The following is a 22,063-nucleotide window of genomic DNA, read 5'->3' as shown; positions in this document are numbered from 1 at the left end:
AATTATTCGAGATAATTAGATCCTATGGCTTGTCGATCGCAAAAACTTTTTTTAATCGCTGGAATTTTTGGCTTAGTTTGGTTGGGAAAACCAGCGAAAACATCCGCTAGCCATGTTGCAATTTTTACCTCCAATGTTGAGGATTTGACCGCAGTCAGTAGCGATCGCGATCGACACGAGCGAATCACTGATATTAATCTTGACACTCGCGAAGACTTGCTCGCCCCAGCATCAGAGCGATCGGCTTTGCCACCAATTATACCTGCAGGAACTCCCGATTTACAGTCAGAAGTTGCCAATTGGGCCGATCGCACCTCGATCGCCAAAACTCAAGAAACGGCGCTTTCTAACTCAGGTAAACCGCTAGAAGAAAGTATTAGCGCCCAAAAAACGGGTTTGGAGGGCGATCGAGATTCGCAACTAATTTCAAATCCGGTGACATCGGAATTAGAACCGAGTCCTGTCGCGATCGCGAGTACAGACAATTCTGATAACAATATCAGCCAACTGCCCAACCCAATTCAACCGAGAGAGCCGGAATTTCCCGCACCAATTACCCCCGAACCGCCTCCACCCTCTCCCCTCCAGCCAACCCCAGCAACACCTGTTCCCGGCGACACCAGACCGGGGATTCCGGGTACAATTCGGGTGGAGCGCTTTGAATTTGAGGGCAACACGGCTTTTAGCGATCGCGAACTGGCAGAAGTTACGCAGCAATTTGCGGGGCGCGAAATCACCTTTGCTGAACTGATCGCAGCCGAAGCAGCCGTCACTCAAAAATACGTAGCAGCCGGATACATCAATTCCGGGGCTGTAATTCCCGCCAACCAAAGCTTTCCCAGGGAAGGAGGCGTGGTAAAAATTCGGATTGTAGAAGGCGGGTTAGATGAAATTGTGATTACTGGAAACAGACGCTTGAATTCAAGTTACGTGCGATCGCGCCTCGAACGCGCCACCAGAAGGCCGCTCAATCGCGATCGGCTGCTGGAAGCCTTGCAAATGCTGCAACTCGACCCCTTAATTGCCAATATTTCCGCCGAATTGCAAGCCGGAAGCCGCCCGGAAAACAGCCGATTGGAAGTGCGGATTAAAGAAGCAGACAGCCTCAGCGGCGAAGTGTTCGCAGACAACAACCGATCGCCCAGCGTCGGCAGTTTTCGGCGCGGCGTGCGCGTCAATCAAGCAAATTTGCTGGGTTTGGGCGACGGATTGGAGGTATCCTACGCTAACACCGACGGTAGCAATGAATTTAACGGTAGCTACACAGTTCCCGTCAACGCGCGCAACGGCACAATTCGGTTTGCTGCGGGTGCTGCGAGCACCAACGTGATCGAGGAACCCTTTGCTGCGGCAGAAATTGAGGGTAAATCGCGCACTTACGAGTTAACTTACCGCCAGCCGATTGTCGAAAAGCCCGATCGCACTTTAGCTTTGGGAGTAAGTTTATCGCGCCAAGAAAGCGATACATTCCTGTTGGGGGAACCATTTGCGCTGTCGGCGGGAGCAAACGATCGCGGGGAAACGCGGGTTTCGGCGGTGCGGTTTTTTCAAGAATACGTGCAGCGAAATACCCGACAAGTGATCGCGGCGCGATCGCAGTTTTCCGTCGGTACCAATTTGTTCGGCGCTACTGAGAACAATAGCGGCCCTGACAGCCGTTTTCTGGCGTGGCGCGGACAAGCGCAGTACGTGCGGCTGTTAGCGCCGGAAACCTTGTTGATAGTGCGTTCCGACATTCAATTAGCCGATCGCCCCCTGCTGTCTCTCGAACAAATCGGGATCGGTGGCGTTCAAAGTGTGCGCGGATATCGCCAAGATTTACTGTTAACTGATAGCGGTGCGATCGCCAGTGCGGAAGTGCGAATCCCGGTTTGGCGGGTGCCGCAAGTCAAAGGATTGTTACAAGTGGCTCCGTTTGTCGATTTTGGGGTAGGCTGGAACCATTCAGGAGAAAAACCGAATCCTGACTCTGATAAGCTCCTGGGTGCGGGTTTGGGGCTGATTTGGCAGATGGGCGATCGGTTGAATGTGCGTCTCGACTATGGTATTCCTTTGATAAATGCTCGATCGGGCGATTCCCTACGGGATAGCTCCGCTTCACGAACTTTCCAAGAAAAAGGCTTATACTTTCGGATTAATTACTTTGCTTTCTAAATTTTAAGTTGGGTTACAAAATTGATAAGTAATACCAATTATTTATGAAGCTGCACATAATGGGAACCCTTATTTATTTCATTGCAGTTTCCCACCAAATCAGCAAAGGATGATTTCGAGGAGGTTGATATCTCGCTTTAACTCGAATTGCACTCAATGTGGCTTTTAATGTTACTGAGTCAATATTTGATTTTTCCGACCAATGTTCAATTACTTCCAGTGTTGATACAATTTGGATGTGAGGAGCCTCTTTTCTTAGAAAGGCGATCGCTCTCTTATCATCAGTTGCAACTGCCCATTCGCGGTGAAAGGCGATCGCAAATGTTGCAGATTCTCCTTCATCCCTCATTTGAGCAGTATAGTTGATGAAAGTTTCTGCCTCTGCTTCCGATTCAAAATCTACGATCGATATTAAACCTTCTTGAACCGCCTGGTCAAAATAAATTGCACCTTCACTCTCCTCATTCTCAATCCGCTGAAGCGTCTTTAATTCTTGCGATTTAACAACTTCAGCAACCACAATTTGAGCGGGAATAGCTGGCAATATTTCTAGAAATTTTCCCGAAGCATAGAAATTTAGAATACAGCAGGCATCTAGAACAATATGGGATTGTTTAATATTCATCGTTAATTACCCAATTATCCTACGCCTGACAAAGGTCTAAATCAGCAACTTCTTCGATTATTCCACTTGAATGTTCGCTTAATGATTCTGCAATTCGTCGGGCCTCCAGGCGATCGACACCAAGAAAATCAGCAAAGTGTCCTTCGGTAATTAACCCTCTATCTAGTGCTTCGATCGCTAAATGCTGATAGTGAATAGGAGCCATATCGATTCGTTCCATGATAGGTTCTAAACCCATTTCCTGTTGCACTTTTCGGACTTTTAATCCTCGATCACGCAGACGCTCCCAAGTTCCAGATGGTAACAGTTTAATTGATTCTAACCGATAGATTAGAGCTTCAATAGACACTCCATAATGGTGAGCTAAAGTGAATAAATTTGTTGCAGTAAACTTGCCATGAGAACGGTGCATATCGTTAAATCGCTTGAGTAAATCACTTGTCGGCATTAGGAAATAATTAGGGAAAGTGTCTGCTAGTCTCTCGCTCTCTGGTTTCCTTTTATACTGATCGTCAAAATCAACTATGGGCTTCCGTCGATGAGCGAGAAAATGTAGGTAATCATGTGCTAATGACCAGCGTTTTCTCTCTTCAGGATGTCTAGCATTGATGGCAATGCAGCCACCCATTTGTTCGTTGTAGCTATAGATGCCTGAGTATTTAGGTGGCATCTCTATATAAAAAATTCGTAATCCGACACTCTGTTCTAAAATATCTCGCAGACATGGAATAGGTGCATCACCAAGCCCAAGCCGTTGACGTTCTGAGATGGCAATACTTTCCGCTGCCGCCTCAAGTGGCATATTATCGATCTTGTACTCTTGTGGATAATTTCGAGGTAAGGGTGCATCCATCATCGCTTCTAGATCTAGATAGTTTTGGCACAGTTCCTCTAAGCGCAAAATACTGGGTTTAATCCGTGCTGCTTCAGCTTCATTCTGCCCAAATGCCGAGCGATATTGAACCTCAAAAGGTTCTGTAACAGCACGAGGCTGAACGAAATCGCCGATGGCTTTTCCATAAGCACGGGCGAGTTTAATCAGTTCGGTTGCTTTGATCCGGCGTTCTCCTTTCTCAATTGCAACAATAGTTGTTCTTGCAGTATCAATAATCTGGGCTGCTTGAGCTTGAGTTATGTCACAGCTTTTGCGGGCTTGTTGAAGGAGTGCCCCCAATCTCCCTAGATCGATGTTGTCTAATATATTAGTAGCCATTACAGTTTTCCTTAATCTTATTAAGCGATCGACTAGTTTCGATATAACGACTCACTCTCCGTATTCTTAATGAGGTTGACTGATAGTTGAGACTTTACATCATCCCACTCAGCGACATAGTTTTGATAAAGTCTAATTAACTTGCTCTGCATATCAAGAGTGGTCAACTTTTCTACGACTGAACATTGATCGACAATATCATCGATGATCGGAAATTTACGAGTTAACGCTTCCCACTGAACCTTATGTGAATTAGGTCGATTGAGTAAGCATCGTAGCGTCTCAACTTGTGCGAGCATATGTCGTAAACTCTCACTTGGATCTTTCGCTGGTGAATAATTTCCATGTAATATTAGATATCGAGTCTTATCCTCTATTTTAGCAGCACTAAGAGCTTGTCGTCGTAAAAGGCAAGAGGAGCAATATCCACACTGACTGATATTATGTCTGTGGGGGCTGTCGCATGACTTTGTTTGCGAAGATAGTCTACCCGTCACATCTTCTGCTAATATCTGACACATTTCAGATTTAGTTGAGAATAGGAATGGATTCCAGACCCGAAATGCCTCTCCTAGAAGCCCTGAGATGAGATCGCTCACTTTCAGCAAAGTCAATGGATGAACCGATCTGGTGTGATCTAATCCCAACGCAGATTCGCGATATGGAAGATTAATTGCACCAGTTCCGTTTTCATAAAAACAAAGATCTTGTCGCCCCATTAAAGATGCACAGGCAGCACCCAGCATCGCAAATACAACACCTCTTGCGCGGGTAATTTTGTTTTTTCTAACTGCATTGCTATCAAAGAAGCGAATTGGAACTCGGTATAAAGTACAACGATTTGGAAAAATAGATCTAATTTGTTTTTCTGTATCTTCCTGTAGCTTGTGAACGTTAACATTACCTCCAGTGCCAAAAAGTAAAAATGACTTTTCTGGATGCGATCGCAAACGTTGATAGAGACCAGCAAAGGCATCAAGACCACCACTCCACATAGCCACTTCACAATCCTGAGATGCTACGGGCAAAGATGGTTGGCGAACAACAGAACGTTCTGAATCTGATCTCTTTTGGAAGTCAAACAACCATAGACTTCCAGTAGCCCATTCAAGCAAAATTTCTAGCTGAGATCGAAATAATTCAGTATTCATTATTTCAGGATGACGGACTGCTAGTTTTACATAAATGCGACTTTGATCTTGGCGTAGATTTTGAAATGCAAGACGATCTGCGAAATGGATTGCAACAGCCAGATCGATTAGATCAGCAACTACAGATGGAAACTCTTGCTTGACTCGGTAGTTGAATTCTTCATCGTCTATCGTAATTCCAATAGAACTCTCCTTTTTAGTAGCATGATCTGTAAACTGAATACACCCATTATTATTTACCCCAGAGCCAAAATCTAGTGTGTAATCACTATCGTGAGCATGAAATTCCTTCTTCATTGTTAGCATAGGTCTTCATCCATATCTACTGGATTTACTTTACGGCGTGGTAGTCGTAATTTGGTTACACTTCCATCGATATTTGCCTTATTTGCCCAATTACCGATCGCAGAAACAACCGCAGGCTGAATTTCTTGAATTAGTTGTTTAAGAGTTCGATCATTCATCCCTGCAAGATGTTCATCGGTTAGTGGTATACGACCATGAAACCCTGATTCCAGGACTGTGGTCATGTATTGCCCCAAAATTGATTCCGAAATACTATTAGCAGTTAATCCTCGATCGTTGCCATACCTAAGCTCATGTAGGAAAGTCTTTCCAGCGCAAAGAATAAGCTCTTTAACGTCATGCCTTCCATTAACTTGAAGTATTTTTTCTATTTCCCTATTCGCAATACCCCAGTCAACAGAGTTATTCGCGCCCGCGATGTCAATAACCTGGGACAACCTTTCACCCATCTGTTGGGCAAGAACAATTGGTAGATTGCCTTTTTTTTGAAGATCTTGCTTCAGTGCTGAGATCGCCATCCGAGTACACTCATCGATACTCGCTTTCCCCTCACAGAGCGACTCATATAGCTTTTTATAGTACCCAAGCCCATTGCGGAAAATATCTCCATCAGCCATGTTCCGTGCTCCAAAAATAGGAGTTTGCTTACACCCTCAATTTAGAGCATTAACCTGACATTGTCAATAACTAAAAGTAAAAAAACTATAAAATGTCAGGTTAATGCGTAAGCCGATCGACTGTATTCGCGGTCTAAGTCTCTACAACATATGGGTGATCGTCCACTAAACTGGATCGATGACCAACACTACAGCCTAGGAATTGCCAGCCCTGTCAAGGTGCGATCAGACGTATTTACTTCATTCTAGGTGTTCTCTCACGAGAATCAACAAGATTTATTCTCGTGAACACTTGAAAAACAGCAGATCGGGTGATCGCCATTCTGTTTTCGACCTTGGTAAAAACCGTGGAAAGAGGCCCAAAGCCATCGGTGCATTATGATAAAGCAAGCAGCGATAAATTCTCGTCTTCATAAAATAATTTGATCGCGTTAAAATCCCGACGTAGCAAATTTTCAACTTGCAATGTCGAACAGTTTCCAAGGCGAAGCCAAATAACTTTCGGTGGATTCCCAAATACTAAACTCAGGTCGTGCATATCCGCGTCTTTTGAGACAATCATCAAATTATTGTATGAATGCATAATCCCAAACTATTGGGTCGATCGTTGCTTTCATTCCCATATCTCGAACGTGAAGCGAATTTGGGAAAATATCGCTCAAACGGTTCGGCAACTTGGGCGACAAGTTTTAATCAAAAAGTAATTTCATGCGGATAAGGGAGCAGTCATAAACCGACGCTCACGATCGGCAGCATAAGCAATGCAGGCTTTTAAATCTTCTCGCGTCAGATCGGGAAAATCATCAAGAATTTCTGCTTCGGTCATCTCAGAAGCCAGGTACTCAAGCACTTCATAAACCGTAATTCGCAAGCCGCGTACACAAGGCTTACCACCGCGTTTATTTGCTTCGATCGTGATGTGGTTGCGGTAGTTCATAAAAAAGCTTGGTAAGATTGTGTTCTCGACCTTTGCAAAATCTTAGCCTATGGCTGCGGATCTGGCAAGGTTGTTAATCTTGTTTTTAATACGATTTAACCCCTATTCTATGTCCCTAACTGCTGCAACAATTATTGAATGGATAAAACAGATATAGGCGAACTCAAAAAACCTTTATTATCGCGGGTCAGAATCGCATCCAACCCTTGAGCAACTGCACCAAAAATTTGAACAGCATCTTCAAAATCAACCAAACCAGAGTTGAAAGCTGATTCCAAAACGGCTCGATCAATAGGACAAATGACCATAGCAGTCAGCGTTTCTGAAACCGCTTGCCGTGCTTGCTCAACGCTGCGAGTATGTTTGCGAGAAATGTAGAAAATATCCGTGAGCGTTGTCGCCGTAACATAACCGATGAGTTGCCCAGCATCGATCGCTTGAAACAACAACTCTGCGTCTTGGAAAAATGGCTCTCGCTGTAACAGAAAATCTAGGACAATGTTGGTATCAATTAAAACTCTCACTAAAGATACTTCTCCACCCGTCGCGCTTCCAACATTGCAGCCACCTCCTCATCTGTCGGTGCGGGTTGGTCTGTCTTTAGCAAGCCTCGCATCCGCTGAATCGCACCAGCACGATCGACCCCGGTAACTCGCCGATCTTGTAAGGACTCAATGATGGCACCCACTAACGCAAGGCGATCGCTCGGTGGCAGTTTGAAAACGTGTTCCTTGACTTCTTGTAGTAACATAGACGGCTCCTAAGATTGAAGGTGTCTACCGTCTAGTATGAACGATTGCGTTTTCCATGACCAGCTTGATTCCCTCCATGACAGCTTCGTAAGAGCCATCACACCACTAAGCACCCTACAAGTTGGCATATTTCCTGTGGTTTCGGTAACTTGGGCGACAAGTTTTCATTGTCTTCTCGATCTTTGCCAAATATTAGCCTACGGCTGCGGAGCTGGCAAATTTGTCAGTTATCATTAACGCTGACTGTCAATTTTTATTAAGTGGCGGCCTCGCTACTTGGGTCGCGAACACTGGGGCGATCGCACTGATACGATCCAAATATATAATTCCGATGGAACCGGAAACGATATTATTTATCTAACAGGATTTAAGCTATGTCTCGCCTGTCTTCCGGCCTACTGTTTGCTTTCTTATTGCTATTTCCCTCGAAAACCTTCGCCCAAATCATTCCCGATAATACCCTGGGGCCGGAAAGTTCGCGCACAGTTGCCGATACTATCAACAATTTACCCTCCGATAGAATCACTGGCGGGGCAGCTCGCGGCGTTAACCTCTTTCACAGCTTGCGCGAATTTAACATCCGTGAAGGGCGGGGAGCTTATTTTGCCAATCCCAGCGGAATTGCTAACATTTTTACCCGCATCACGGGCGGTAACTCCTCAAATATTTTAGGAACTTTGGGAGTTTTAGGCAATGCTAATTTATTTTTAATTAACCCCAAAGGCATTGTCTTCGGGCCAAATGCGCGGTTAGATTTGCGCGGTTCGTTTGTAGGTTCAACGGCTGACAGTGTTGTGTTTGATAACGGCTTTGAATTCAGCAGCACCAACCCGCAAACATCACCGCTATTAACAGTTAATATTCCCATTGGCTTAAGATTTAGAGACAATCCCGGTACAATTGTCAATCAATCGACGGCGACGGGAAAGAGCAACCTGCCAGCATCTCCCGTACCAATTCCGATTACTAATCGAGTTGGTTTAGCCGTAGACCCAGGTCAAACTTTAGCACTGATTGGCGGTGACATCCAAATTCCAGGCGGCAATTTAACCGCCAATGGCGGACAAATTTTGCTCGGTAGCGCAGCCAGTCCCGGTTTAGTTAATTTGGCACTGACATCGGGCCCGCAGCAGGGGAGTTTAAGTTTAAATTATGACAAGATTCAGAACTTCGGCAATATTCAAATATCCGATGGAACGCTCATAAATACCAGTGGCATCGGTGGCGGCAGAATAGAGTTAAAAGGTGGCAATATCACCCTCGACGCTGCGCGATTTTATGCGATTACACTGGGCAATATTGATGGTAGAGGTATCGATATCGATGCCCAAAAATTGCGATCGCAAAACGGCACGCAATTTTCTACTTTGACTCTAGGAGATGGTGCCGGAGGTAATATCAACTTGCGCGCTGCTGATTCAATAGAAATGAGCGGGCTGGGAGTTGATGCCTTTCAACAGGTCGCAATTACATACCTGGTATCGGGAACCACAGACCCGTTCGATCCGCTATTTACGCTGTTTAATGCTAGTGCTGGTGCTGGTGCTGGGGGGAGTATTACCTTCGACACCGGACGCTTGCTATTCAACAATGGGGTACTCGGTAGCGGGATAACTTTTGGTAGTGGAAGGGGCGGCAATTTGATTGTTCGCGCCAATACTTTTGAGATGGTGGGTTCTGGAGTCAATAACGGGACGGCGAAAGAAAGTACCGGCGCGGGAGGAAGCATTACTGTTGATGTCAGTCGATTAATTATGCGCGACGGTTCTCTTCTGGGTACTACGAGTTACAGCAGCGGCCCGTCTGGGAGTATTAATGTTAAAGCTGCTGAATCAATCGAATTGTCTAACCGCGGCCCGAGAACAGTTGTGTCAACTGGAATTAGCACACTAACTATCGGTTCTACCGGCCCTGCGGGGAATATTAATGTTGAGACGAAGCGGTTGAGTCTCTCTGACGGTTCTGCGTTTACATTAGGAACGGGTGTTTTAGTTGGCAGGTTTTTGTTTTCTCAGGATGGCGGGCCTGCTGGAAATTTAACAGTTAGGGCTACTGAATCAGTAGAAATTTCAGGTATTTCTCAAGTTTTGACTAGCGGAATTCAGAATGCTAGCGCGCTGACTTCTGGAACTTTGAGTTCTAGTCGGGGCGGGGATATTCGTGTTGATACGCCCAGCCTCATTGTGCGGGATGGGGGGATAGTTTCTACGAGTTCTTTGGGTAGGGGAGATGTGGGGAATATTACTGTGAATGCCGATCGCATTCAAGTCAGCGGCAGCGGCAATAACGGTTTGTTTGTCAGTACAATAGATGCTTCGGTTGGTAAGACATTCGGTACTAATCCCGATGCTACAGCAAATGCTGGCTCGTTGAATCTGACGGCGCGCGATCGACTAACTGTCGCAAATGGAGCTACCATCACGGTGCAGGCTACGGGAACCGGACGCGCTGGTAATATTAATGTTGTCGCAAAGTCGATCGCCCTCGACAACAAAGCGAGAATAGACGGCACGACAGTATCGGGTACGGGTGCAAATATTAACCTGCAAGCGCAAGACATCCAATTGCGCCGCAACAGTCAAATTACCACCGATGCGGGCAATTCTGACGGCGGCAACATCAACATCAACAGCGGCATTCTTGTCGCCCTCCCCCAAGACAACAGCGACATCACCGCTAACGCCCGCACAGCAGCCGGCGGGCGCGTCAGCGTCAATGTCCCCAGTGTTTTTGGCTTTAGTGCAGTTACTCGCGAACAAGTCAGAAGCAGGTTGAATCTGGATGACGCTCAATTTGCCGATTTGCAAGTAAGTCCTACTTCCCTACTTGAGAGTAGCGACATCGCCGCGATTTCCCAAAGTGGGGGCCCGGCTTTGCAAGGGGCGGTAACATTCGGCGCCTCTGGGGTGAATCCCGCTCAAGGTTTAGTGGAACTGCCGCAAAATTTGGTCGATCGGGCGGCATTAATTGCTGCAAATCCCTGTCTCGAAGGGGGCGAAAATGAGTTTACAGTCAGTGGAAAAGGGGGAGTGCCACCGAGTCCTAACGATGTTCTCAACAGCGAATCTGCACCGTTTCAGTGGGTGGAAGAAGGAACTTCGGCAGCGAATTCTGGAACGGATTTAAGGGATGTTACGGATAGAAGTTCGAGGGAAGAAACGGAAAAAAAAGCTCAGGAAGTTGTTCCGGCGCGCGGTTGGGTGATGAATGCAAAAGGGGAAGTTACGCTGGTGGCTGCGGAAGTTGCGGGTCAATTTCCACAGCGCACGAGGCATCCTGTTTCGGTTTGTCAGTCCCGATGACCTGAAAATAGCTGATGCTGGAAAAATTATCTCCGAATGTCAGCTAACAAAAGGTTAATTATGTTTTTTCAAAATCTATAATTGTGGGAATTAAGCAGCATGACTCAGCTAAAAAGCCGAGAAAAATACTATATTTCAGTTTTCAAGTGGATGAAATACAGTAGGAAGGCAGCAGTGCCTTGTCCCTACCCGATATCGGTACTTAACTCTACAGAAAATCGCTATTTTTCAGGAGCTATTTACCTGTTACTTTTGAGTGGTTATTGGTGCTTTTTTCCCGGAAGCGCGATTGGCCAAATCATCCCCGACAGCAGCTTGGGTGCAGAAAGTTCGCGCACTGTTCCCGACACTATCAATAATTTACCCTTAGATAGAATCACTGGCGGTGCAACTCGTGGTTCTAATCTCTTTCACAGTTTCCGAGAATTTAATGTAGGTGAAGGACGCGCTACCTATTTTGATAATCCTAATGGGATTGCTAATATTTTTACCCGCGTTACTGGTGGCAACCCTTCCAATATTTTAGGTGTGTTGGGAGTGCAAGGCAATGCCAATTTATTTTTACTTAATCCCAAAGGAATTGTCTTTGGCCCCAATGCGAGGTTAGACTTGCGCGGTTCATTTATCGGTTCAACTGGTAGCGGTGTTCTCTTTGATAATGGGTTTGAATTTAGTGCAGCTAATGCTAATACAGTGCCATTGTTAGCGATTAATATTCCTGTGGGTTTAAGATTTCGAGAAAATTCTGGTACAATTGTCAACACTTCCCAAGCAATCGGCACCACACCAACCTTACCGCCATTGCCCGTAGAAATTCCTACTTCAAACAAACTTGGTTTAGCTGTAGACCCCGGTCAAACCTTAGCATTAATTGGCGGTGACATTCAACTGCAAGGAGGAAATTTAACAGCTTATACCGGACAAATATTACTGGGAAGTGTGAAAAGTCCAGGTTTAGTGCAATTTGAACCAACAGCTTTAGGTTTGAATTTAAACTATAGCAGTATTCAGAGCTTCGGCAATATTGAAATGAACGGCGCATTTATAAATACCAGCGGATTAGGAGGCGGGAAAATTGACATCAGGGGTGGAAATGTCACCGTCAGTAGTTCGGGAATTTATAGCCTAACATTGGGAAATATTGATGGCAGAAGTATTGATATTAATGCCCAAAACTTGCGAGTAGATAAAGGGTCGCAAATTCTCACCGCCACATTGGGAGATGGGAAGGGGAACAATTTAAATATCCACGCTACTGACTCAGTAGAAATGAGCGGGCTGGGAATTGAAGGCTATCAGCGGTTTTATAGCCAATATCTACCCTCTGGAACGTTCAACCCTTTTGACCCGCAAATAGTTCTGAGTGCTGGTACTGCTGGCAGTGGAGCCGCCGGAGAGATTAACATTGACACTGGACGGCTGCTTCTGCGCGATGGGGTACTGGGCGGTACAGTCACTTTTAGTCCTGGAAAGGCCGGAAATCTGAATATCCGTGCTAACACCGTTGAACTCGTCAGTTCTGCGCTCAGCAGCGGAACAAATCGCGGAAGTATCGGCTCTGGCGGCAGCATAACTGTTGAGGCTCAACGGTTAATCATGCGCGGTGGATCCAATCTCGTAACTATCAGCCGCAGTGATGGAGCATCGGGGAATATCGCCATTAAAACTTCTGAATCTGTAGAATTGTCGGGGAGTCTCCCTGGAAGTACGGCGCAAACTATCCTCGGCACCAACTCTTTCGATGGGAATGGGAAAGCTGGGGATATTACCATCGACACTAAGCGGCTGACTGTTTCTGATGGAGCCTCAATTACTTTATCTACGGGTTCGATTATTGGCGAAACCGTGTTTTCTACCAGTGGGGGGCCTGGAGGAAATTTAACTATCAGAGCTTCAGAGTCGATAGAAGTGAGCGGCGTGTCTGGAGTTTTAGGGGATGCGGGCTTCGCAGCGAGTTCTCTGGGTACTCAAAGTACAAGCTCTGCTAGGGGTGGAGATATCCGCCTCTCTACGCCCATGCTCACTGTAAAAAATGGGGGTATTATTTCTGCGGCTTCTTTGAGCGCAGCAGATGCGGGAGATATTACAATTTATGTCGATCGCATAGAAGTGCAAGGTATCGGGCGTAACAGTGGGTTGAGCAGTAGAATTGAGGCTTCGGCTGGTAGGGCGTTTGTTTTGGTCAATCCCAACGCTACGGGGAATGCTGGCTCATTGAATCTGAATGCGAATCGATTGAGTATCCGGGATGGAGCAACGGTTAGCGTTCAGTCTTTAGGAAGGGGAAGCGCAGGAAATATTAATGTTGTAACTGACTCAATTGCCTTGGATAACAAAGCCAGTATTGACGGTACAACTGACTCTGGCGGTGGGGGAAATATTAATATCAGGGCGCAAGATATCCAGTTGCGACGCGGGAGCAGAATTACTACCGATGCTGGTATTTCTGATGGTGGCAATATCAGGATTAATAGCGATACTTTGGTGGCTTTACCCAAGGAAAATAGCGATATTACTGCTAATGCGCGATCGGCCGCCGGTGGCCGCGTTAATATTAATGTCCCCAATGTTTTCGGCTTTAGCGCCGTTAACCGCGAACAGGTTCGAGGTACTTTGGGATTAACAGATGCTCAATTTGCAGATTTGCAAGTAAGTCCTACTTCTCTAGTTCCTACCAGCGATATTGCGGCGATTTCCCAAAGTGGGGGCCCGGCTTTGCAAGGGACAGTAACATTCAGCGCCTCTGGGGTGAATCCCGCTCAAGGTTTAGTGGAACTGCCGCAAAATTTGGTCGATCGGGCGGCGTTAATTGCTGCAAATCCCTGTCTGGAAGGGGGCGAGAACGAGTTTACCGTCACCGGGAAAGGGGGAGTGCCACCAAGTCCTAATGATGTTCTCAGCAGCGAATCTGCGCCGTTTCCGTGGGTGGAACCAGCGTTAGGTGGAAGTCAGCCAGTAGAAGGCCCCCTAGCATCCATAGAAGTTCGGCCAACAGAAATTATTCCCGCTCAAGCTTGGGTAATCGACGATCGAGGACAAGTAACGCTGGTAGCCTATAATTCAGGTGGTGGTGCATCTCTTCGCAGTCCGAAACCGACGGGTGTTTGCGTACCTCAATAGGTAATCTTCAGGTTTTAACTAACCCCTCGCTATTTTTCTAATACTAAATTAACCAGGCTTAAAAGATGCCCAGCCAATCTTCCGTCCTATTTTTTGCATTCTTACTGCTGTTTCCTTTCCCCGCGATCGCTCAAATTCTCCCAGATAATAGCTTGGGTGCGGAAAGTTCGCGCACAGTGCCCGGCACAATTAATAATTTACCATCGGACAGAATAGAAGGCGGTGCAACTCGCGGAGTAAATTTATTTCACAGTTTACAACAATTTAACGTGGGTGAAGGTAGGGGAGCCTATTTTGCCAATCCTAACGGGATTGCCAATATTTTTACCCGCGTTACTGGTGGCAACCCTTCCAATATTTTAGGTGTGTTGGGAGTGCAAGGCAATGCCAATTTATTTTTACTTAATCCCAAAGGAATTGTCTTTGGCCCCAATGCGAGGTTAGACTTGCGCGGTTCATTTATCGGTTCAACTGGTAGCGGCGTTCTCTTTGATAATGGCTTTGAATTTAGTGCAGCTAATTCTAATTCCGTGCCATTGTTAGCGATTAATATTCCTGTGGGTTTGAGATTTCGAGATAATCCTGGCACAATTGTCAATCAGTCAATTGCTCCTAACCCATCACCGCCTGACATTCCCTTACCCGTACCAATTTTTAAGAATATTGGTTTAGCAGTAGACCCCGGTCAAACCTTAGCGCTAGTAGGGGGAAATATTCAATTCGACGGGGGAATCGCTACCGCCAGTAGCGGACAAATTCTTCTGGGCAGCGTCAAAAGTCCAGGTTTAGTGCAATTTGAACCAACAGCTTTAGATCTGAATTTAAACTATAGCAATATTCAGAACTTCGGCAATATTGACATGAACAGTGCATTGATCAATACCAGCGGATTAGGAGGTGGAAGAATTGACATCAGGGGTGGAAATGTCACTCTCAGTAATTCAGGAATTTATGGCTTGACACTAGGAAATATAGATGGCAGAGGCATTAACATCAATGCCCAAAACTTACGATTAGATCGGGGATCGCAAATTTTCGCCTCTACACTGGGAGAGGGGAAAGGGAGCAATATTAATATTCGCGCTACTGACTTGGTAGAAATGATCGGCCTAGGAATTGAGGGCTATCAGCAGCTTACAGAAAATTTTCAGACATCTGGAACAGGGAACCCCTTTATTTCGCAAATTGTTTTGTTTACTAGCACTATTGGCAGTGGAGCCGCCGGGGATATTAACATTGAAGCGGGACGACTGTTGATGAGCAATGGGGTAGTGGCCGGTGCTCCCACCTTTGGTGCTGGGAATGGCGGAAATCTGACTATCCGCGCCAATACCGTCGAACTCGTCAGTTCAACGCTCTATAACGGAACAACGAACGAAAGCACCGGTCAAGGCGGAAACATTACTGTTGAAGCCCAACGGTTAATGCTGCGCGATGGCGGTGCTTTTGCCAGCTTCAGCCTTAGTGATGGAGCATCGGGGAATATTGCGATTAAAGCCAGTGAATCGGTGGAATTGTCGGGTAGTCTCCCTGTAGGTCTAGGGCAAACTCGGCTCGGCACGAATACTTTTGATGGGAATGGAAAAGGTGGGGATATCACCATCGACACTAAGCGGTTGAGTGTTTCTAATGGAGCCACAATTAGTTTAACGACTGGTGCGATTTTTGGCGAAGTCCTGTTTTCTACAAGTGGGGGGACTGGAGGAAATTTAACAGTGAGAGCCTCCGAGTCTATAGAAGTGAGCGGCGAGTCAAGATTTTTGGGGAATGCGGGTTATGTAGCAAGTTCTTTTGTTACTCAAACTGCAAGTTCTGGTAGGGGTGGAGATATCCGCCTCTCAACACCTAAACTAACTGTGCAGAATGGTGGCGTTATTTCTGCGGCTTCTTTGGGTATAGCAAATGCAGGAGATATTACAATTAATGCCGATCGCTTAGAAGTGCAAGGTATTGGGAGTAACAGTCGGTTGAGGAGTGGAATTGAGGCCTCGGCTGGTAGGGCGTTTAATGCTATTAATTCCAATGCTACCGGAAATGCAGGCTCGTTGAATTTGAGTGCTAATCAATTGATACTTAGGGATAGTGCAGTGGTTAATGTTCAATCTTCAGGAACAGGTAGGGCTGGCAATATTAACGTTGTAGCTAACTCAATTGCCCTGGATAATAAAAGCATAATTGATGGCACGACTGTCTCTGCTACAGGGGCAAATATTAACCTGCAAGCGCAAGACATTCAGTTGCGACGCGGCAGTAGAATCACCACGGATGCAGGTATTTCTGAGGGCGGTAATATCAGCATTAATAGCGATATTTTGATAGCTTTACCGCGAGAGAATAGTGATATTACAGCTAATGCTCGCACAGCTAGGGGCGGACAAGTTACGGTCAATGTACCAAATATCTTTGGCTTTACAAGCCTTAACCGCGAACAAGCCAGGAGTAATTTGGGATTAACAGATGCTCAATTTGCAGATTTGCAAGTAAGTCCTACTTCTCTAGTTCCTACCAGCGATATTGCGGCGATTTCCCAAAGTGGGGGCCCGGCTTTGCAAGGGACAGTAACATTCAGCGCCTCTGGGGTGAATCCCGCTCAAGGTTTAGTGGAACTGCCGCAAAATTTGGTCGATCGGGCGGCATTAATTGCTGCAAATCCCTGTCTGGAAGGGGGCGAGAACGAGTTTACCGTCACCGGGAAAGGGGGAGTGCCGCCGAGTCCCAATGATACCCTCAGCAGCCCTCCATCGCCGTTTCCGTGGGTGGAAGAGGCAGGAAGTTCGGCAACGAGCAATGTACGGGATTTAATGGATGTAACCGATAGAGGGAAGAAGGAAGAAGGGGAAATTCGGGATCGGGAAGTTGTTGCCGCGCGCGGTTGGGTGGTGAATGCAAAAGGGGAAGTTACGCTGGTTGGATACAATCCCGGTAATGGTGCTGACTCTCGCAATCCTCGATCGAACTCTCGTTGTGTGCCGCACTGAAAAGCTGAAAAAGGGGATCTTTCTTAAGTGAACCCTATTGAAATATATTATATATCCTCATCGAGGACTTCCAGCACTGATTTGGGCAACAATTTATCTTTAAACCAAACTACTTTTGCTGGCACATCTTTTACATTCACCCCAGCTTTTTCCAAATTTAGACGTTCGGAAATCGCTAAAATCAAATTATCGCATTCAGATTTTTGTACTTGAGCAAATTTTTTTTGTAAATACTCCGGCCGCCAATAGCCAACTATTTCTAATATAAACACTCGCCCGTCGGGATGCACTAAGCGAAAATCGGGAATCATCACGCTTCCGGGAATCGGAATTAAATCAACTTCTCGTTCGAGTTTCCACTCGGTCTTTAAGCTGTCCCACCTGTCGGCAAATGCTGCTTCTAACATACTATCATAGGGTTTGCCTGGGGGATAGTGGCTGACTAAACCGCAGTCGGAATTTAGCGTGAATTTACCTGTTTTCACAACCCCGCTAAAAGCATCTTTGGTTTGCAGGGTTGAGTGCATACTCCATTTTGTGACGTGTAGGAGTGCGGGCAGCATTTTGGCGAGGGCTAAGCCGTAGCGGGTGCTGGGTTTAAACAAGCTTGTGGGCCCGTCGATTGTGAGGGTAAAACCGTGGTCTGCATCGCCTTCAATGTAGGTCATTAACTGAAATAGTTTCAGATAGCGAAATAGGAGTTTGTATTCTCCTGGATCGTTGCGGTGGGCGGTTAATTTGACTTGACTGGCGCGATAAAATATGCCTTGAACTTGAGAAAGGTTGTATCTGTGAAGCAAGTTTTCGGGTGTTGGTGCGTCAAATTGGGTGAGGATTTTGTTTTCGTTTAAATCGGCGTATAAACCTGTTTTGATTTCCTCGGTAACGACTTCTCTGTTTAAGTCTTGGCTGAGCTCTGTGGCTACTGTTTCGAGGGTTAATTGGGTGGATTGCGGGCTGGGAGTCGATCGCGCTGACAACGCAAATACTCGCTGTCTCAAGTCTGATGGTTCTAGGGGGCTGACGACTTCCAAGGTGGAGAAACCGCCTTTGAGGAGGTGCGCTAATCCCCGTTTGAGGCGATAGTCGGGGCTGTCACCTTCTAATTCTAGTAATCGTCCGTCGAGTTCGCCTTGGGTTTTGCCGATCGACTCTTGAAAACAGTTGATCGTTTCCATAGCTGCTTCTAAGTTCTTAGCATCTATCTTCAGGCGGAGAGGGATGATTGATTCCCCATTTTGGCGGTGACTTAATAAATCGGTGGGTAACATAAGCAGTGAAAACTTTTACTCAATTTTTTGTTCGACAATCACCATAACTCCCCTAAGTTTTCCATCTTCTGTCAAGCTTTGGGTAGTCCGAATTCGCCGATTGTCACTGACAAGATTTATTGTTTCAACGGCCCTCAGAATGTTAGTTGCTTTGTCCCATATTTGAAAAACGATCAAATGATCTCCAACTTCTGTGGCTAGTGTCTTGTAGTTAGAAAAGATAGAGTCAGGACTTTCAATTTCCACCTGCCCTTCACCGACAACATGACCCACAAAGTTTTGGGTTTCAGTCTTGCCATTGGCATAAGTTTGAACGTTAGTTTGCCTCCACTCGTTGTCCACAATTTTCTGGGTTAACACGGCTGTAAAACGCTGGGTTTCTTGGAGGTCAGCATTGAGGATTGTCCAAGTTCCCTCCCAAACTCCTGTATGTTTGGGGAAGACTTTAAAGTTACTTATTTGTGTGATATCGATCATTTTCCAGTAATGTGAATTAGTTAATATTTAGATTATACACTAATTGGGAAATCTTAAAAATTCCGTGAAATCATCATTTTTGGCTCCCCAATTTCTGGGTGATTCTGCTGCTTTTTTAGTCGCCTCTCGGTTGACTCCGTAAATCGATTGTAGATTTTAGATTTTAAATAAACCTAGGAGTGATTTAATTATATAGCCATCTTTTCGCTAAGACTACCCATCTCATAACTAACTTTTTTAGGCTGACTACCAGGGAATTTCATCATCTTCTCCCCATTTTGCTGGTGATTCAGCCGCTTTTTTTGTTGTCTCTCGGTTGACTCCGTAAATTGGTGTTGGTTTGACAGTTTCTAATTTCGGATATGCTGTGGGCGGCGGTTCTATTTGTACTTTTGGTTGGGGTTTGTGAACTTGCATTCCTCCTCTGCGGCGCTGAGATGTTCTTTCTTCGCTGGTGTCTTCGGTGACGACTTCGTAGAGAATTGCTAATTTGTTTGCATCGCTGCTTTTGCGGAGAACTCGACCCAATCTCTGGATGTATTCGCGTTCGCTTCCTGTACCTGACAATATAATAGCAATTCTGGCATCGGGTACGTCCACTCCTTCGTTGAGGACGTGGGAGGCGACGAGGGTTTTGTATTCGCCGCTGCGGAAGCGATCGAGGATTTCGTGACGTTCTTTAACTGGGGTTTGGTGGGTGATTGTGGGGATGAGAAATTCTTGGGAAATTCGGTAAACTGTGGCGTTGTCTCCGGTGAAAATTAGGGTGCGCTGGGGAGAGTGTTCTGCTAATATTTGAGCTAAAATTCGCAGTTTTCCTTCGGTACAAAGGGCGATTTCTTTGGCTTGGCGGTGGGCTAGCATGGCGCGTCTTCCCAAGGGCGATCGCGCGCTGGCCATGATAAACTGTTTCCATCCTTCGAGGCTGGATATTTTGATGTTAGACTGTTTTAAGAAGTCGTTGCGAATGTTCATGAATTCGCTGTAGCGGTCGGTTTCTTCTTTTGACAGTTTGACCATGATTTGAACTATTTTATGGTCGGCTAAGGCATGGCCTGCCAAATCTTCGGGTCTTTTGCTATATACTGTCGGGCCGACGAGGAAATGTAAATCGCTGTGGCGGCCGTCGGTGCGATCTGGTGTTGCTGTCAGTCCGAGTCGAAAAGGGGCGATCGCATATTCGGATATTACTCGATAAAAGTCCGTTGGTAAATGGTGGCATTCGTCAAAAACCAACAACCCGTATTTATTACCTAAAGTTTCTGCATGAATGCTGGCGCTGTCGTAAGTTGCCACTAAAATTGGTGTTTTGTCCCGCGAACCTCCGCCCAACAATCCAATTTCGATGTCGGGAAAAGCAGCTTTCAAATTAGCGTACCACTGGTGCATTAAATCGAGAGTTGGTACTACAATTAATGTACTGCGACCCGTGACCTGCATGGCTAATTGTGCCAAATAAGTTTTGCCGGAAGCGGTGGGGAGGACTACTACTCCTTGGCTTCCTGCTTGCTGCCAAGCTGCTAAGGCTTCTTTTTGATGCGGGTAAGGCTGCATTTCGACGCTGGGTACGAGTTCGAGTGGTTCGTATCCCTTGGCTTCGTCGGTGAAATTAGTACACTCAGCTTGGAGAGATTCTACCAGCGGGCGGTAGTGAATTGCCCGAATTCGGAATTTTTCCACGCGATCGTCCCACGTAGCAAAGTCCACCCAGTCTCTGCCCTTGGGCGGCGGGTGCAACAATAGCGTTCCGCGATCGAATGTTAATGTAGGTATGCGTGACATTTGTTTTTGAGACGCGCTGAGTGCAAGCCTGTTAAATTATAGGCGATCGATCGAATATATTGACTCTTCTTGAAATTATCTGCGTTAATCCGTGTTAATCTACCCTAAATCTGCGATCGATCTAAAATTTAAGCAATTCAAATCCCACCGGATGAAAATCAAAAATTTGTTCGCCTAGCCCCAGCCGGATTGCCAAATCTAAAATTTCCAATGGTATTGTTCCGGTAGGAATTATTTTTAAGTTAGATTCGATCGGCATAAGCCTGAGATTTAGAGGTTGTAGATGGAAATAGGCGTTCCCAAAGAAATCAAAGATTTAGAGTTTCGAGTAGGGCTCAGTCCCACAAGTGTCCGGGCTTGTTCGGACAAAGGTCACGCAGTTTTCGTCGAAACGAATGCTGGTGTTGGGGCCGGTTTTACCGACGAGGACTACCTTCAAGCAGGGGCTAAGATTGTATCAAAGGCTTCAGATGTCTGGAACCGGCAACTAATTGTTAAAGTTAAGGAACCACTTCCCGTTGAGTATCCGCTGCTTCAAAAAGAGCAGTTGCTATTTACATATTTGCACTTAGCAGCCGATCGCGCATTAACCCAGCAATTAATCAACAGCGGAGTCCAAGCCATCGCCTACGAAACCGTCGAACTCCCCGACCGGAAATTGCCACTGCTAACACCGATGAGCATTATTGCAGGGCGTTTGGCCGTGCAGTTCGGAGCTCGGTTTTTGGAACGACAGCAAGGCGGCAGAGGCGTACTTTTGGGCGGCGTACCGGGGGTACAACCGGGCAAAGTCGTGATTTTGGGCGGCGGAATCGTCGGCACGGAAGCAGCCCGTATTGCTGTAGGAATGGGCGCTAGAGTGCAGATTTTGGATGTAAATGTCGATCGCTTAGCCTACTTAGAAACTCTGTTCGGTTCCAGAGTAGAATACCTCTACAGCAGTCCTTTACAAATAGAAGCAGTTATCTCCGATGCAGATTTGTTAATCGGCGCAGTTTTAGTATTGGGCAAAAAAGCCCCCGTGCTCGTTTCTCGCGCATTTGTTGCCAAAATGCACCCCGGTTCTGTAATTGTTGACGTAGCCGTTGACCAAGGCGGCTGCGTGGAAACTTTGCGAGTAACTTCTCACACAAATCCTACTTATATTGAGGAAGAAGTTGTGCATTACGGCGTACCAAATATGCCCGGTGCCGTTCCTTGGACAGCGACTCTAGCTTTGAATAACAGCACTTTGCCCTATGTTTTGCAGTTAGCAAATAACGGGATTAAAGCATTGGAAATGAATCCGAGTTTGGCGAAGGGATTGAACGTACAGAATTACAGATTGGTGCATCCGGCGGTGCGCGAAGTTTTCCCAGATTTAGCCGATTAATATCGT

At 46.1% G+C, this 22,063-nt stretch carries 17 protein-coding genes; 5 read left to right on the top strand and 12 right to left on the bottom strand.

Annotated features, from left to right (window positions below; all coding sequences use genetic code 11):
* Positions 1 to 24: 24 nt before the first annotated feature.
* The gene (locus tag QT998_RS04925; RefSeq protein ID WP_333115602.1) at positions 25 to 2,154 is read left to right on the top strand and encodes a ShlB/FhaC/HecB family hemolysin secretion/activation protein; all 2,130 of its coding nucleotides are present in this window, start codon (positions 25 to 27) and stop codon (positions 2,152 to 2,154) included.
* 73 nt (positions 2,155 to 2,227) lie between these two features.
* On the opposite strand, the gene QT998_RS04920 is transcribed toward QT998_RS04925, so the two are convergent.
* From QT998_RS04920 to QT998_RS04880, 9 genes are all read right to left on the bottom strand, one after another.
* Positions 2,228 to 2,779: a hypothetical protein gene (locus QT998_RS04920; protein WP_333115601.1), complete on the bottom strand. Its 552-nt coding sequence runs from the start codon at positions 2,777 to 2,779 to the stop codon at positions 2,228 to 2,230.
* 19 nt (positions 2,780 to 2,798) lie between these two features.
* A complete protein-coding gene (locus tag QT998_RS04915) occupies positions 2,799 to 3,992 on the bottom strand; it encodes an ImmA/IrrE family metallo-endopeptidase (RefSeq protein WP_333115600.1) in 1,194 nt (397 codons plus the stop codon).
* A 32-nt stretch (positions 3,993 to 4,024) separates the two neighbouring features.
* Positions 4,025 to 5,449, bottom strand: a complete 1,425-nt coding sequence (locus QT998_RS04910; RefSeq protein ID WP_333115598.1) for a 7-cyano-7-deazaguanine synthase — start codon at positions 5,447 to 5,449, stop codon at positions 4,025 to 4,027.
* Positions 5,443 to 6,066: a hypothetical protein gene (locus QT998_RS04905; RefSeq protein ID WP_333115596.1), complete on the bottom strand. Its 624-nt coding sequence runs from the start codon at positions 6,064 to 6,066 to the stop codon at positions 5,443 to 5,445. The genes QT998_RS04910 and QT998_RS04905 overlap by 7 nt, the downstream gene beginning before the upstream one ends.
* A gap of 376 nt (positions 6,067 to 6,442) precedes the next feature.
* Positions 6,443 to 6,604, bottom strand: coding sequence for a DUF5615 family PIN-like protein (locus tag QT998_RS04900; RefSeq protein ID WP_333115748.1), 162 nt, complete (start codon positions 6,602 to 6,604; stop codon positions 6,443 to 6,445).
* 28 nt (positions 6,605 to 6,632) lie between these two features.
* Positions 6,633 to 6,728 carry a hypothetical protein gene (locus QT998_RS04895; protein WP_333115745.1) on the bottom strand — a complete coding sequence of 32 codons (96 nt, stop codon included), beginning with the start codon at positions 6,726 to 6,728 and terminating at the stop codon, positions 6,633 to 6,635.
* A 44-nt stretch (positions 6,729 to 6,772) separates the two neighbouring features.
* On the bottom strand, positions 6,773 to 7,003 hold the full coding sequence (locus QT998_RS04890; RefSeq protein WP_333044896.1) for a DUF433 domain-containing protein: 231 nt from the start codon (positions 7,001 to 7,003) through the stop codon (positions 6,773 to 6,775).
* Between the two features lie 131 nt (positions 7,004 to 7,134).
* Positions 7,135 to 7,527, bottom strand: coding sequence for a type II toxin-antitoxin system VapC family toxin (locus QT998_RS04885; RefSeq protein WP_333115594.1), 393 nt, complete (start codon positions 7,525 to 7,527; stop codon positions 7,135 to 7,137).
* Positions 7,527 to 7,754, bottom strand: coding sequence for a hypothetical protein (locus QT998_RS04880; RefSeq protein WP_333115591.1), 228 nt, complete (start codon positions 7,752 to 7,754; stop codon positions 7,527 to 7,529). The genes QT998_RS04885 and QT998_RS04880 overlap by 1 nt, the downstream gene beginning before the upstream one ends.
* A 375-nt stretch (positions 7,755 to 8,129) precedes the next feature.
* On the opposite strand from QT998_RS04880, the gene QT998_RS04875 reads away from it, so the two are divergent.
* The 3 genes from QT998_RS04875 (at position 8,130) to QT998_RS04865 (ending at position 17,155) form a co-directional block, all read left to right on the top strand.
* A complete protein-coding gene (locus QT998_RS04875; RefSeq protein ID WP_333115588.1) occupies positions 8,130 to 11,057 on the top strand; it encodes an S-layer family protein in 2,928 nt (975 codons plus the stop codon).
* A 99-nt stretch (positions 11,058 to 11,156) separates the two neighbouring features.
* Positions 11,157 to 14,177, top strand: a complete 3,021-nt coding sequence (locus QT998_RS04870; RefSeq protein WP_333115585.1) for an S-layer family protein — start codon at positions 11,157 to 11,159, stop codon at positions 14,175 to 14,177.
* Between the two features lie 65 nt (positions 14,178 to 14,242).
* A complete protein-coding gene (locus QT998_RS04865) occupies positions 14,243 to 17,155 on the top strand; it encodes a two-partner secretion domain-containing protein (protein WP_333090984.1) in 2,913 nt (970 codons plus the stop codon).
* A gap of 47 nt (positions 17,156 to 17,202) precedes the next feature.
* Here the strand turns inward: QT998_RS04865 and QT998_RS04860 are convergent, their stop codons facing one another.
* The 3 genes from QT998_RS04860 to QT998_RS04850 all read right to left on the bottom strand — a co-directional run bounded on the left by QT998_RS04860 (position 17,203) and on the right by QT998_RS04850 (position 20,685).
* Positions 17,203 to 18,426 carry a DUF790 family protein gene (locus QT998_RS04860; protein WP_333090983.1) on the bottom strand — a complete coding sequence of 408 codons (1,224 nt, stop codon included), beginning with the start codon at positions 18,424 to 18,426 and terminating at the stop codon, positions 17,203 to 17,205.
* Between the two features lie 15 nt (positions 18,427 to 18,441).
* Entirely contained in the window at positions 18,442 to 18,903 is a 462-nt protein-coding gene (locus tag QT998_RS04855) for a DUF3598 family protein (RefSeq protein WP_333115582.1), read from the bottom strand.
* Positions 18,904 to 19,149: 246 nt separating this feature from the next.
* Positions 19,150 to 20,685: a DEAD/DEAH box helicase gene (locus QT998_RS04850; RefSeq protein WP_333115579.1), complete on the bottom strand. Its 1,536-nt coding sequence runs from the start codon at positions 20,683 to 20,685 to the stop codon at positions 19,150 to 19,152.
* Between the two features lie 283 nt (positions 20,686 to 20,968).
* Between QT998_RS04850 and ald the strand changes: the two genes are divergently transcribed.
* On the top strand, positions 20,969 to 22,057 hold the full coding sequence (gene ald / locus QT998_RS04845) for an alanine dehydrogenase (protein ID WP_333115577.1): 1,089 nt from the start codon (positions 20,969 to 20,971) through the stop codon (positions 22,055 to 22,057).
* Positions 22,058 to 22,063 lie beyond the last annotated feature (6 nt).

It is taken from the genome of Microcoleus sp. S1D4, assembly GCF_036700765.1.
In the GTDB taxonomy this organism is placed as follows: Bacteria; Cyanobacteriota; Cyanobacteriia; order Cyanobacteriales; family Microcoleaceae; genus Microcoleus.
The sequence above is the reverse complement of the archived record's forward strand: the minus strand, read 5'-3'. Positions and strand labels throughout refer to the sequence as shown.